Origin of the sequence: Marinoscillum sp. (assembly GCF_965229915.1) — a bacterium.
Lineage (GTDB): Bacteria > Bacteroidota > Bacteroidia > Cytophagales > Cyclobacteriaceae > Marinoscillum.
The window spans coordinates 4517758-4532332 of the sequence record NZ_CBDDJZ010000001.1 but is presented as its reverse complement, the minus strand read 5'-3'; the positions used below and the strand labels follow the sequence as shown (position 1 = coordinate 4532332).

The 14575-nt window shown below is 44.5% G+C and carries 9 protein-coding genes; 5 read left to right on the top strand and 4 right to left on the bottom strand.

Translation table 11 applies throughout. The annotated features are described in order from the left end of the window. Positions 1-56: 56 nt before the first annotated feature. From ACO067_RS19295 to ACO067_RS19285, 3 genes are read right to left on the bottom strand one after another with little or no spacing between them, the layout of a single operon-like run. Complete coding sequence (locus tag ACO067_RS19295) at positions 57-509, bottom strand: DUF6702 family protein (protein WP_421877158.1); 453 nt, start codon at positions 507-509, stop codon at positions 57-59. After that, positions 506-3052, bottom strand: a complete 2547-nt coding sequence (locus tag ACO067_RS19290) for a YHYH protein (protein WP_421877154.1) — start codon at positions 3050-3052, stop codon at positions 506-508. The genes ACO067_RS19295 and ACO067_RS19290 overlap by 4 nt, the downstream gene beginning before the upstream one ends. Positions 3053-3065: 13 nt before the next feature. After that, positions 3066-3533, bottom strand: a complete 468-nt coding sequence (locus ACO067_RS19285; RefSeq protein ID WP_421877151.1) for a hypothetical protein — start codon at positions 3531-3533, stop codon at positions 3066-3068. A 132-nt stretch (positions 3534-3665) separates the two neighbouring features. Between ACO067_RS19285 and ACO067_RS19280 the strand changes: the two genes are divergently transcribed. After that, positions 3666-4157, top strand: coding sequence for a nuclear transport factor 2 family protein (locus tag ACO067_RS19280; protein ID WP_421877148.1), 492 nt, complete (start codon positions 3666-3668; stop codon positions 4155-4157). Between the two features lie 43 nt (positions 4158-4200). Here ACO067_RS19280 and ACO067_RS19275 read toward each other — a convergent pair whose 3' ends face one another. After that, positions 4201-6279: a YHYH protein gene (locus ACO067_RS19275; protein ID WP_421877146.1), complete on the bottom strand. Its 2079-nt coding sequence runs from the start codon at positions 6277-6279 to the stop codon at positions 4201-4203. Between the two features lie 115 nt (positions 6280-6394). Between ACO067_RS19275 and ACO067_RS19270 the strand changes: the two genes are divergently transcribed. The 4 genes from ACO067_RS19270 to ACO067_RS19255 all read left to right on the top strand — a co-directional run bounded on the left by ACO067_RS19270 (position 6395) and on the right by ACO067_RS19255 (position 14548). Next, entirely contained in the window at positions 6395-7291 is an 897-nt protein-coding gene (locus ACO067_RS19270; protein WP_421877143.1) for a cation diffusion facilitator family transporter, read from the top strand. Between the two features lie 126 nt (positions 7292-7417). Further along, positions 7418-8626: an oxygenase MpaB family protein gene (locus tag ACO067_RS19265; RefSeq protein WP_421877141.1), complete on the top strand. Its 1209-nt coding sequence runs from the start codon at positions 7418-7420 to the stop codon at positions 8624-8626. 11 nt (positions 8627-8637) lie between these two features. Then, positions 8638-9303, top strand: coding sequence for a DUF6989 domain-containing protein (locus ACO067_RS19260; protein WP_421877138.1), 666 nt, complete (start codon positions 8638-8640; stop codon positions 9301-9303). A gap of 10 nt (positions 9304-9313) precedes the next feature. Beyond that, positions 9314-14548 carry a protein kinase domain-containing protein gene (locus ACO067_RS19255; RefSeq protein WP_421877136.1) on the top strand — a complete coding sequence of 1745 codons (5235 nt, stop codon included), beginning with the start codon at positions 9314-9316 and terminating at the stop codon, positions 14546-14548. Positions 14549-14575: the final 27 nt, after the last annotated feature.

Sequence of the window (14575 nt, the reverse complement as noted above, 5' to 3'; positions counted from 1 at the left end):
ACAAAAAAAGCGACTCCAGGGTCGCTTTTTTTTATTGAGCTGGGCTGGTTATTGAATTAGTATTTCACCAGTGTTTCTTTCCGCTCGTTATTCAACCGAAATGATCTTGTCTTATCATTTAAGTTGAACCTTACCACGTTCTCCTGTTCCTCCATCTGGTCCAGCAAAAAGGTGTTGATCACTTTGATTTGCTTTGGCCGGACGATGTAATCAGACACTTCCAGTTCGATCTCTATAAAATCAGGAAGCAACTCATAGTCCAGCACGGCCAGGGATGCCTTCTTTTCGTCAAATTGCATGGTGAAATGGTTTGCCACATAGCTCTGAATGGATTGATTGGTAACCGTGTTGTCCAGTGCTTTGAAAAACTCCACTCGATCCACACGTACAAAGCAGGACATCTGACCGCCTTCATAGCGAACATCGAACAGCGCAATTTTCAAGTCATGTGCTTCCAAAGCAAATGCCATTAAACCAATCATCAGGATTAACAATCTCTTTACCTTCATTTCAATGCTATTTTAACCATGTTTAGACCATCACTTACCAGATAAACTCCATTGCTCAAATGACTCAAATCAATCTGCGAGGAGCTTCCTACTGACTTTTCTAATACCTGCTGCCCGGTCAACGAATAGACCCTAATTACGGAGGACATTCCTTCTTTCAAACGAACATACAATTGCTTTTGATAGCTGTAAATCAAACCTTCCGTCTCTGCTGCTCCCAATACGGACCTATTAGTGACCAGAACAAACCGATCAGTAAATGACCCTGCCTGTGAATAAAACGAATATGGACTATCTAAACTGATTTCATCACCGGTCATCTGATCCAACACGTACACGGATTGATCCACAGATCCCTCACCCTCCAACGTCAATTGATAATCACCGGAGCTATCTACATTGTACCCCAAAAGGACCTCCTCGCGGCTGTTGGAGATACCCTGAATGGACCATGCCCTATCCAGCTTCATTGAATAGATGGCATTATCACCGAAATAATTAAGTGCAGGTGCATCGTACAATCGATTCACCTCTCCGTCCGCAATACCAGGCACCCAACCGACTACAGCTTGTTTGAATAATCCGGTAGCATCAGCCAAATTGATGCGCAGCAATGAAACATCAGCTGTCCTGAAATAATGATCATCGGCATTGCTATCACTTACCCTCATTTCCTCGGTGAAGTTGACGGTAAGGTTAGTTTCATCCAGCAATTTCACAAAAAAACCCTGAGCAGATCCAATGTGTTGGTTGTAGCGATCCTGGTTACCAGCTGAAGAGCTCTGAGTGGTGGCCATACCATTTGCGACTATATAATCCGCGTTAGAACCTCTCGCTGATTGAGAGTTATTATCATCCCAGAAATAAACGCTACCCGTGAGATTGGTATTTCCATTGATAAATCGCTGCACGCTGATGGCTGCCGGATATGGATTGGAAACGAACACCCAGCCCTCCACATTGTCATTGGTACGATCGGTGAAGGTGCCCTCTATAGATATATCTCCGCTATTGGGTATCCCCACAAAGCTAATCTCCTGCTGAAATGCCTGTGTATAACCTTTGCCTGGAACCAACTGATCAGTAGAAGCATCCTCCCACCGATTCAAGCCCTGATCTGCAAATCCGGTGGTCTCATTGTACTTATAAACGAAGGAGCCCAGATCAGCACCAGTGATCGAGCTGGATTGATTCATAGGTGTTCCCACAAAACTGTACTTACCATCGGCATATCTCGTATTTCGCTTGATTGTAATGTCATTGCCACTCATGCTCTCATCACTATACGTAATCAAAGATCCACCGGAGGCCACCACGATGCTTCCATTATTGACCAAATCACCGAATACCACCAGTGCTTCCTCCGTGTCAACTGTGAGCGTGGCACCGGTCGATACCGTCAGGTTGGTGCAAGAGAACTGACCATCAGATGAAAATACATAATCGGTAGCAATCACCACGTTATTGCCATCTCCAGGGCCGGACGTATTGCTCCAGGTATCATTCCAGGTGACTGCAGAATAGGTGCAGGTACCATCATCCACTGTGGCGTTGGGGTTGTAATTATCCGAAAATGGATCCATGCATCCACTGATCTCTGAAGCACATGCTGCCGAAGTGGTCTCTGAAGAAGGCGAACAGGCAGCCGTAGGCCCTACACGAAAAGAGTCATCAGCGTGGGTTCCCTTAAAACAACGCGGGATATATGGATACTCATCGGTGATGACATAGTAATATGTACCGTATGGATAATCCGGTGTAACAGCATATCGCCCATTGCATTCGTCTAAGATCGTACTGGTAGAACTGTATTCATAATCTTCGTAATAGTTGCCATCGTAGGTTTGATCAGGAGCTGTGAACCCATCTCCGGGTCTATCACCTGATTTTAGGGTATATCCAGAAGATACGGTGGTAATCGCACTGAGTGCATCTTCCGAATCGGTGTAGACATATTTATAATAGATTGGAAACCCATCTGCAGCATACCCCACAATCGGCGAATGCTCAGACCCATCGATTCCCAGGTCACTAGTGAAATAATCGTACGGCACAGCATGGTAATGATATTCTCCACTTGGGTTGAGGTGACCGCCGTTCATTTCACCCATATTGATACCAATATCATTGGTAGCCGCAGTTGCTTCCACATGCCAGTCCAGGTTATTGCTGCCATCAGAGTTTTCAAAAGTAACTGCCGAGCTGGGATCATATCTAACTCCATTAATGGAGACACCAAACTGGTAATTGTACTCACACCCCACGGTGGTCTCCTCTTCTTCGTAAAGAGGTGTAAACTCGGCTGCCTGCTCAGGATAGGCACACATGAAATACTCATAATCACCAGCTGCCAAGGTGAACTGCTGTTGATTGTAATCATCTTCATGATCCGGATAATTATTGGCATAGATATGTCTCACATTACCATCTATCTCAAAACAGTAAGCATTAGCATCTTCCACATTATACACATCAGATGAGGTGCACTGTGCATATAAACTATATGTTAGGAAAGGCGATAAGATCAATAATATGTATTTCATGGTTGACAGATTTCTATTGAATGATGGCTTGAATTTTTCTGCGCTCATTGGTGATATTGTAAGACTTGGTGGTATTGTCTACCCCAACTTTCACTTTCACGATGGAGTACTTGTGATAGTCAAACATGTAATCTGACTCCACAGTCAGTTTCCTGACTGGCCTACCCATATCTCCCAGGTAATAGCGAAAAAGCACCTGCTTCTGGAACATCTCAAACGTAGGAGAATGAAGTTTCATCAAGCTATCGTTGACGGTAAGTGCCAAATGCGCTGAGAGATACTCACCACCACAGACCGAAAGCATCGTTTGAGGAGAGCAATCAGCCTCCATGATCAGTGCGGTAGTGAGCAGTCGCTTGTCCAACGCCACCTCCACAAATACTTCATTTTCGTAGTTATCTATTCGAACTTCTGCGACCACTTCTGAGTGAATTGGATTGCAGACAATACCCAGATAGATAAGTAAAGCAGATATCAGCATTGATTTTTATGTTGGTTTGCTGATAAAACGAGGACTTCTGGAAATACCCTGCTGCTGTGATAAATATGGCGGCTGATTGTTGAGGTCACATGGATATCGGTTTTATTTAAATAACATCTACAGAACAAATTAATGAGACAGATTCAATCCCTTCTGATGATCGGAATGTTGGTTGCTTCATGCACCACTAATACCAAAAGTGACCTCAGCAAAACCGTCAGTGACTACTACCATACTTACAACGAGCGAGCTGATGTAGAAAAGATGCTGACCTATTATGCTCCCAATGTTGTTTTTGAGGATATTATAACCGGTGACCGAATCGAAGGAAAAAATGCTCTGAGAGAATTTTTGGATTGGGATAACCCCAATTTTCAACAATTGGATAATTCTCTCCTGGTGATTGAAACCATCATCATTGAAGAGGGTAATGCAGCCATAAAGGGTTATTTCAAGAAATTCAAATGGGGAGATACAGCGTTCGAGCCCATGCACTTTACTACACTTCTCACCTTTGATGATACCAAACACATCACCAAACAAGTTGATTGGATCAACTATCCATCAAGTCTGGTGAATTACTCTGAGCGCAAGAACTCTAACTTATGGCTACCCGCTCAATAAAAAAGCAGTCCTGGACATTCCAGGGCTGCTTTTTTAGTTTCTATCATTGACCAATCTGCCAGTCTGCATCAGGCGTACCAGCAAAACAATTAGGCGTAACTGGAAACTCTGCAGTAATAACATAATAGTAAGTGCCATCTGGATATTCTGGTGTAACTCCGTAGCGACCATTGCATTCATCCAAATGGCCCAGTCCAGCTACAAATTCAAAATCCTGTATGTAGGTACCATCATAACTGCCGTCTGGATAGTCCTCACCAGCTATGCCTGTGCCAGATCTGGTGCCGGATTTTAACTGATAGCTGGACTCTAACTCCATGATCCCACTGGTCCGGTCAGAGGCATCCACATATCCGTACTTGTAGTAAATGGGGAATCCATCGCCAGCAAAGCCATAGATCAGAGAGTGTCGTGATCCATCTTCCTCAGCAGCTAACCCTACTATATCGCCATGATAGTGATAATTACCTTTAGATGTGACGTGCGCTCCATAAGCATCCAAGTCTGTCTGACCTTCTTCGGTGACTTGTTCCTGCCACTTCCAGTTTTCTTCTCCAGTATCCGGGTTGGTCCAGGGCTTCAAACCCATCGGGTGAAACTCCACCCCATTGATAGCGATACCAAACTGATAAAAATCACGATTTTGAGGTGAGGGACCACTTGTCTCACTGTAGACATAAGTTACTGAATTGGCTTGTGATGGAGATAGAGTCAAATTTCTAGTCACTTGCGTAGCTGTAGGGTCTGCATTTGGGAAGTTTCCAGTGGCATGACTCGGATACTGATTTGAAGAGATCACTCGATTATCATTAGAAATCTCAAAACAAACCTGATTTTCAGTGGTACTGGTGATCTCACATGACTCAGTGCTCATTTCAAAAATGCTTTGGGAGTTATCAAAAACATAATCCCCCGAGTATGGAAAGACTTTGAATGAATAAGACTTAGAGTCTTGGAGCAATGTAATCTCCAGTGATGTAATAGCCGTGCCTATATACACTCGCTGCTGCCCAACGCCATAATACGTGGTACTGCCGGGTGAGTCATCACCATCTGTGAGATCAGAGATGTTGCTATCATCACTAATCACCACTACATAACCGGTGGCATTGGTAACAGAAGTCCAGGTAGATATCAAAACACTATTCCCAGAACTCGAACCAAAATCTATGGTAATCGTTTCATCAGAACCTTCACTGACAGTTACCATAAACGACTCGGAAACAGCCCCTCCATTCCCGTCATCTGCTGTAACTGAAATTTCGGTCGAGCCTACCCCAACTTCTGTAATGGAAAGTGTGGTATGATCTATTGACACAGTCACTACTGACTCATCTCCATTAGCGACAGTGTAAGTCAAATCATCACCATCCGGATCATCAAATACCTGTGCGATATCCTGATCATCCGATCCGAAACCCACAGAATAGGTCAAATCTGCCAATTCGCTTGCTACTGTAGGGTCAGAATTGCCAGCAGCAACCTCTACTCCAAAGGAGTCGGAGATCATCCCTCCCCTGCCATCAGTCGCAGTGACCTGCACAACGGCCGATCCTGCACCCTGTTCTCTTACGATTAATGTGGTCGATTCTATTCTCACGGTGACCACCTGCGGATTGTTACTGTTAGCCTCAAAAGTAAGCTCATCACCATCCTCGTCGGTAAATACATCTGCTAGTTCTATCCTTTCAGATTGAAAGCCCGACTCTAAAGACAGGTCTGAAAGTGTAGATGCGACAGTAGGCGCATTGTTTTCTTGTTCATTTACCGCCAGCATAAACGAATCAGAAACTGTTTCACCATTACCATCATCAGCTGTTATGGTTACCGAGGTGGTCCCTGTGCCCTTTTCAGTAATTGTCAAGGTAAAGTCCTGTATTGCCAGTCCCACTACCTGCTCATTTGATTGCGTAAATGTGAGCGAAAGGTCATCATTATCGGGGTCTGAAAAAACATCCATCAGATCAATGGAAGTAGACAGAAAACCCTCTTCCAGCGATTGGTCGGCTATTGGGCTGGAGACAATTGGCGTTTGATTCTGAACTTCAGGTTCTTCTTCCGTACAACTGATGAGCAGCGTCAAAGCCACTGCAACTAAAGAAAGTTTAACTGGTATGTGCATAAAAAAGTATTGTTGGATTTGATTAATGAAAGGCCAGAGGAGTGAAAACCCTACCAGAATTAAATTATCCTAAGTGATTTCAGAACAATTTTTCAGGCATTAGCTTTACCTAGATATGGCACATCACCACCATCATGATCACAATGATTTGCCAGACGATGGTTCGCTGAGCAAGATTAAGATTGCCTTTTTCATTAATCTTGTTTTTTCGGCTATTGAATTGGTGGGAGGCTTGTATACCAACAGTGTTGCCATCATATCAGATGCACTCCATGATCTGGGGGACAGTTTATCACTTGGTGCTGCCTGGTACTTCCAAAAACTATCCATGAAAGGTCGTGACAGGAAGTTCAGCTATGGATACAGAAGGTTTTCGGTTTTGGGTGCATTGATCAATTCCATTATTCTAATAGTGGGATCCACTATCATCCTTTCAGAAGCGATACCCCGGCTCATCAATCCACAGCAACCTGATGCAGAGGGTATGATCTATTTCGCCATTGGTGGAATAGCAGCGAATGGTCTGGCTGCCTGGAAACTACATGGTGGCAGCTCCATTAATCAAAAAGCCGTATACCTGCACCTGCTGGAAGATGTACTTGGTTGGGTGGCTACACTGATAGCGGCCATCACCCTTTATTATTTCGATTTTCCAAGAGTTGACCCAATCCTGGCAATGGGTATTGCCACATTTATCCTGTACAATGTGGTGAAAAACCTGAAAGAGGCCGTAAGAATTATCATGCAAGGCACGCCCTACAAGGTAGACCTAAAACGAATCCATGACAAGCTTGAAAGCCTGGAAGGAGTAAAAAGCACGCACGATTGCCACACATGGACTATGGATGGCAACTACAACATCCTGTCCATACATCTGGTGGTGGAGCCATATAAATCGCTGGATGACCTGTCAGACATCAAGCAGCAAGCAAAAGACCTCTTGAAAGAAGAACACATAGATCACGCCACCATTGAGTTTGAAACTGAGGAAGAAGATTGCGAACCCTGCTGAACAGTTCCGCTCTTTACGATCCAAAACTGTCTGGGAAAAATACTATCGATGAGAAATTCTTTCCCAAAGCTGAAAGTTAGATTCTAATTTCACTGTATTTTAGAAGCTGACCATAGACAAGCTTACATGTTTTCAAAGACTAACCTAACCCTGGAAAATCTTCAAAAATACCGGGGAATAACCGACCCTCTAGCAGATCAGACTGTCGCCGCGATCATAGATGAAGGATTCGAAGAACGCATCAATGAAATCTTCGCCACACTCCATCGCAATCAGAGTTTTCATTCATCACTTCTAGATCATTTTCCTCCACGAATTCAAGAACTCATTACCAACTATTTCGACGAATCCGGAAAACTTCCTGCCTGGGCTGATCAACAGCTCATTGCCAAAGGACAGCAAGTATTTAGCGAATATGGACCAGAGGTGTTTATGCTGCTGAATGTAAAATCACTCCCCATGTGCTACACCTGTGCTAATGGTGCAACGGTACTTTTTGATACCGGCAGACTCCTGGAGCATAATGGAAAGGTAGACCCACTGGTTCGCCGGCTCATGGAAACGGCCCAGATGGTAGTGAATGTCTTGCAGCCCGGCGGGTTAGAACCAAATGGCTCAGGAATCATCACCGTACAAAAAGTACGATTAATCCATGCGTCCATTAGGCACTTCCTGAAGACCCCAAAATACAATCCCAAAGGTTGGGACAGCAATAAGCTGGGAGAACCAATCAATCAAGAAGATCTGGCCGGCACACTCATGTCTTTTTCTCCTGTCATACTTAGTGGACTCGGACAACTGGGCATTCAACTGAGCGATGAACAAATCAATGCCTACACACACTGCTGGAAAGTGATAGGTCACCTGATCGGACTTCATGAGGACTTACTGGCAGACACGTTTGAAGACAACTGGGAGCTGGCTTGTGCGATTCTAAAGCACCAAGCGGCCAAGTCAGAGCCAGGAGAAGCGCTCACAAACTCTTGTAAGGCTTTTATCAAGCACATGATACCTGGAAATCTCTTTGATGAAGTACCGGAGTACATGATCTGGTACTTCTTTCAGGACATTGAGAAAGCTACCGGTCTGGGGCTCTCAGAAATGATTGGTATTTCAGACCATTCCACCCTAAAAGATCACCTGTTCTTAAAACTATCACAGATCATCACGGGCAGGATATCAAAAGCCGAACACCATGTCATCATCCAAAAAGTCACTGGGGAGTTTAACAAACTGATGCTCCAGGGATACATCCGGCATTACAACGAGGGCAAACAGGTGAGATTCCTGATTCCGCCTTCGCTGACTGAAAACTGGGGTATTAATCAATTCTAACTAACCGATCCATGAACAACCCAACAGACAAACACCTAACCTGGTTTATCGTAATCACTCAAGGACTATTGATGAGCTGGTCTATAGGAAGCAGTGTACTGGAAGCTGGGCCATTATCTGCAGCTATTATCACCTATTCCTTATTCGCTATTTATGTGATCTATACTTTGATCACCCGACACCCCACCATGATCAAGCTGCTCCTGCTCGGTACCATCGCTGGCATCCTGGAGTTGTTCACGGACCATTACCTGGTAGATACCATCAATAACCTGGTTTACCCGGGAAAAGAAGCCATGATCTGGTCATCACCAGCATATATGCCCTTTGCCTGGGCCAATGTGTTGATACAACTTGGCTACTACGGCATCCTCTTGAGTAACTGGAAAGGCTGGGGACTAGCTTCAATCATATTGGGAGTGGCTGGCGGTATGTACATCCCATTGTATGAGCACCTGGCCAAAGATGCCGGCTGGTGGTGGTATCATCAAAATGTACCGATGATCTTCAATGCGCCAGTTTACGTGATTATATGCGAAGGTTTGATTTCTCTATCCTTACCGTTTTTACTCACCCGTTCATCGAATAAGGGACCATTACATGCTTCAATTTATGGGTTGATCTGTGGGGTCTGGATATATTTGAGTGCTGTACTGTCCTTTTGGATAGGCGGCTAATCAGCAATTCATGAACCTACTAGACAAGGCATCGAAAATAGCAGAAGGGTTTAATTCCTCAATCTACCAGTTGAGTGATGATACCTATGGGCAGGAGGTGATCTTGAAGGTCATGAAAGAGGACTACAACTATCACCCTCACTCCTCTCAGCTTTACAACGAGGACAAGTTCCTTCGAAATATCAAAACCAAAGGAATCAGAGCTTCTCTGGATCTGATAGAAGACCAACAAACTCCAATCCTCGTACTGGAATATTTTGATGGCAAATCACTCAAGGAATGGCGAAAAAACAACACTCCTTCGTTCCTCGAATGCTTACAAATAGCTCTGAAGGTGGCTGAAAGTCTAAATGAAGTACACAGCCAGCACAAGCTGATCCACAGAGACATCAGTTCTCATAATATTTTGATTGACTATAACCGCGACATCCGGTTAATTGATTTCGGCCTGGCGATTAATGTGGATATCAAACTGAATGTCAAGGGCATGAGTGATCAGCTTCTGGGCACATTACCCTACATCTCTCCAGAGCAAACTGGACGAGTAAACCATGCTGTGGACTATCGTTCGGATTTGTATTCGCTAGGTGTGGTACTGTTTGAGTTATTTACAGGACAGCTGCCTTTTACCCAAACGGATCCACTGGAGCTCATTCACGCACACCTGGCCATGACTGCTCCAAGAGCCTCCTCCATCAATGCTCAAATACCAGAAGTATTCGCTGACATACTAGCTAAACTACTGGAGAAAAACGTCGAAAATCGCTACCAGTCGGCCAAGGGGCTCTTCAATGACCTGCAAAAATGCATGGATCAATTGGCCATGAAAGTTCAGATTGAGAAATTTGACCTGGCCGAAAATGACGAATCTGGTCAGTTTCGGGTACCTAGCAAAATCTATGGACGAGAAACTGAAATCCAGTCACTCGTATCTAGCATTAGCGCTATAGGTCAGGGTTCACGACAGGTCACCATGGTTTCTGGTAAGTCGGGCACCGGTAAAACATCCCTGATTTACGAGATCTACAAACCGATCACTTATAAGAAAGGTTATTTCATCAAAGGAAAACATCAGCAATATCAAAAAGACCGACCGTACCAGGCCATTACTCAAGCACTATCCAGTTTTGTGACACTTCTCCTTTCTGAGAATGAGGAACGGCTTAACAACTGGAAAGACACAATTTCCCATGCTCTCGGTGACCAGGGCAAACTCATTACCGACTTGATCCCAAATCTGGAGCTGATCATTGGTAAACAAGAGAAACTCCCGGTCCTGGGCATCAATGAAGCTCAAAATCGATTTTTCTACCTATTTAGTCAATTCATAAAAGCACTGGCAAACGCTGAGCATCCTCTGGTTTTGTTCATAGATGATCTCCAGTGGGCAGACAATGCCTCTCTGAAACTGATCCGACATCTGGTCACTCACCAAGAGCTCGACTATTTTTATTTTATCGGAGCATACCGGGATAATGAATTGTATCCTTCACATCCAGCCAACCTGGTTTTTAAGGAACTACCCCGGCAAGGGGTTGCTATTCAGGAAATTCATTTGAATGACCTTGAGTTTGAGCATGTGCTACAAATGATACAGGACACCTTCAAAACATCCGAGTCTAAATCCAGGGTACTGTCCAACATTGTCTATGGCAAAACTGCCGGAAACCCCTTCTTTGTCAACCAGTTTTTGAAGTCGATCTACGAGAACCAACTGGTTTGGTTTGACTCAAAGAGCGGTGAATGGACATGGAATACCAAAGGTCTGGAGTCCACCAACTTTACCGATAATGTGGTGGAATTCATGATTGAGAAGCTCAGAAAAATGGAACCTGGCGTACAAAAGCAACTGACACTTGGGGCTTGTGTGGGGGACCGTTTTGATCTTCAGACGCTTAATTACATCCAGGAAGAATCTACGGAATTGCTGGAAGACCTATGGCAAGCCGTGATCGAACAGTTACTGGTAGTCGAAGAAAGCGAGAACGATATCGCTCTCATGAAAAGCATGAATCCGTTGGATACCCAATCCAGCATGGTGTATCGATTTGCTCATGATCGAATACGCCAGGCGGCCTACGAACTTATCCCTGAACAGGAAAAGTCAAAAGTACACCAACAAATAGGAGAATTGCTTCTGGACCGGATAGATCTGGATGCAGATCCGGATCGGGTATTCGATGTGGTGGACCAACTTAATCTGGGAGTTCCAAAAAATGACGAGCAGTATCTACTCACGCTAGCCAGACTAAATGCTGATGCCGGCCAGAAGGCAGCCGATGCTACCGCCAACGACTCAGCTCTGAATTATTTCCAGATTGCACAGCAACACTTACAAGACACGCATTGGTCCAGCAATCACGACCTGTGTTTCTCCATATTCTTATCCACCATGGAGAGCAATTACCTGCTGGGCAACTACGACCAAATGGAGTCGATTGGAAATATCCTTTTGGATAAGGCATCCGCCAAAATCGAAAAACTGCAGACCTACAACATCTTTATTCAGTCATACATCGCTCAAGGCAAACACAAAGAACTGATCAATTTTGGGCTGTCCATTCTCAGAATGGCCGGAATCAAATTGCCCTCTACTCCCAAGGATTCCCATATCCTAAAAGGCCTCATTACTACCAAGCTATTGATCAGAGGAAAGGCCTCTGAATACTTCGAACGATTACCTGAAATGGAAGATGAGAGTATGGCACTTGCTATCAACATGATGACCAGCATCAGCACCGCTTCCTATCACAGCTTCCCCAAGCTATTTCCTCTAATGATTTTTAAATCCATGCAGCTGTCCTTGAAGTATGGCAACTCGATGGATTCCATTCCATTTTATGGAGCCTACGGAACTATACTTTGTGGTGTATTAGGTGAGTTTGATAGAGGACTTGAGTTTGGTCAGCTCTCCCTGAGACTGCTGGAGCGATCTGGCAATAACAAAGCAGTGGTACCCAAAACGCTGATCATTTACCACACGTTCATCAACCATTGGAAATATCACCTCAAGGAAAGTCAGCAACCAACCGAAGAAGCCTATCTGGTCTCACTAGAAATCGGTGATAACCAGTATGCAGCTACTTCGGCATTTCAGAAGTCTTACACCAGCTACCTGCTAGGCAACAACCTCACTGAAGTGACCCAGGAAATGGAGTTGTTTCTGGACAAAATGGAAACGCTCAATCAAAAAGGCTATTTCCTTTATCAGAAGATTGTCTACCAGGGGATTGCCAACTTGATTGCTCTGGAAAACAACCAACCGTGGATGCTGGAAGGTGATACGTTCAGTGAACGTCAATTGCTGAGCTCTGGCGGTGAACTGGCTCAGGATGGCACCGCTCACTTCCACATAGCATACAACAAATTGTACTTAAACTACCTGTTTGGTAGAAATAAGGAGGCACTGCAAGCCGCTGATGAGTGCATATCCAGACTGGACGTAGTTTTGAGTACAGCTTATGTGCCAGTGGCCTATTTCTATGACTCGCTCAACTGTATCCGACTGGCAAGTAAAGACCCTAAGGCTAAACGTAAACTGATCAAGCGAGCTAAGGCCAATCAAAAGAAAATGAAAAAATGGGCTGCAAGTGCTCCAATGAACTTTGCCCACAAGTATTTGACTGTTGAAGCTGAGCTGGCAACACTTACCTCCAAAAGTACCCAGGAGACCAAAGAGCTCTATGACAAAGCAATAGTCAAAGCACAGGAAAATGAATATCTCCAGGAGCTAGCACTGGTTTATGAGTTGGCTGGGAGATACTTCTTTGGCAAGAACGATGAGGCACTACAAACCTACTATCTCACCAAAGCCTTGCAGAGCTACCGCAAGTGGGGCGCCATGAGCAAGGTGGATGCATTAAAACAAGAGTTTCCGTTTATTATCGAAGAGCGAAAACGAGATATTCAAACTAGTTTTACGGAGGGTTCCTTCTCATTTGGCTCTATGAGTGGCAATAACCTGCTAGATCTGGCCTCAGTTCTGAAAGCTGCCAGCACTATTTCCAGTGAGATTCAGCTGAGCAAGGCCATACCTACTCTTCTGGACATAGTGGTGGAAAATGCCGGTGCGCAATCTGGTGCTTTCATCCTCATAGAGAATGGTCAGGCAAACCTACATGCGGTCACCACGCCCGAGGAAGGTGCACGGATGATCTCACCAAAACCCATCACGGAAGATGAATCTCTTCCGGTCTCAGTAATGCAATATGTGCTTCGAACCAAAGACACCGTGCTGCTCGATGAACCATCCAAAGATGAGCGTTTCCAGAAAGACCCGTATCTATCCAAAATCAACATCGCAAGCTTACTTTGTCTCCCGATTATTCACCAGCAAAATCTGATTGGGATGATCTATTTGGAGAATAGACTCACCAAAGGAAGCTTCAATACTGAACGAACTGACTTACTATCACTCCTCTCTGGACAGATCGCCATCACCGTACACAATGCCATGCTCTATGATACACTGGAGCAAAAAGTGGTGGAACGTACCAAAGAAATAGAAAAGCAAAAAGAAACGCTAAATCGCCAAAACAAGCAGCTCACAGATCTCAATGAAGAGAAAGACTTTCTCATCAGTGTGGTATCTCACGACCTAAGAAACCCTTTACAGTTGATTAAAGGATATACCAATCTGGTACTTCGCGAAAAAAGTGATGAGAAGATAGAGGAGTTTTTAGGACATGTGATCGAATCCTCAGACCGGATGGAGAGTTTCATCTCTCGTATTCTGAATGTCAGCGCGATCAACTCCGGCAATGTACATCTCAATTTGCATGAACATGATGTGGCAAAACTGCTGCAAACGGAAGTGCAAGCTGTACAGGCAATGGCTGACAAAAAAGAAATCGCCCTCTCCATCGACACGAAGGTAGACACACTCATCAGCAAAACAGATAAAGGGTATTTTAACCAAATCATCAGCAACCTGCTCACCAATGCCATCAAGTACACTCAGAAAAATGGTCGGGTTGAGGTTAGACTTATGCTAACTCATGATGGAGATTACTATCAAATAGAAATAGCTGACAATGGACAGGGAATATCCAAGAGAGAGCAGAAATTGCTGTTCAGCAAATTCCAGCCACTGAGCTCCAAACCTACCGATGGTGAAGAGTCTACAGGGCTCGGTCTGGCCATAGTCAAGAAGTATGTGGAGGCACTGGATGGTCGCATCTGGTGTGAAAGTGAATTTGAAAAGGGATCTCAATTCTTCGTTGAGTTTCCGATTATTACCGAATAGCCCGGTAGGGTTGAATCATATCTCACC

Coding starts and splice junctions, on each gene's coding strand:
- ACO067_RS19285 (WP_421877151.1), bottom strand. CDS start 3,533: ATGCTGATATCTGCTTTACTTATCTATCTGGGTATTGTCTGCAATCCA.
- ACO067_RS19265 (WP_421877141.1), top strand. CDS start 7,418: ATGTTTTCAAAGACTAACCTAACCCTGGAAAATCTTCAAAAATACCGG.
- ACO067_RS19255 (WP_421877136.1), top strand. CDS start 9,314: ATGAACCTACTAGACAAGGCATCGAAAATAGCAGAAGGGTTTAATTCC.
- ACO067_RS19260 (WP_421877138.1), top strand. CDS start 8,638: ATGAACAACCCAACAGACAAACACCTAACCTGGTTTATCGTAATCACT.
- ACO067_RS19290 (WP_421877154.1), bottom strand. CDS start 3,052: ATGAAATACATATTATTGATCTTATCGCCTTTCCTAACATATAGTTTA.
- ACO067_RS19295 (WP_421877158.1), bottom strand. CDS start 509: ATGAAGGTAAAGAGATTGTTAATCCTGATGATTGGTTTAATGGCATTT.
- ACO067_RS19275 (WP_421877146.1), bottom strand. CDS start 6,279: ATGCACATACCAGTTAAACTTTCTTTAGTTGCAGTGGCTTTGACGCTG.
- ACO067_RS19270 (WP_421877143.1), top strand. CDS start 6,395: ATGGCACATCACCACCATCATGATCACAATGATTTGCCAGACGATGGT.
- ACO067_RS19280 (WP_421877148.1), top strand. CDS start 3,666: ATGAGACAGATTCAATCCCTTCTGATGATCGGAATGTTGGTTGCTTCA.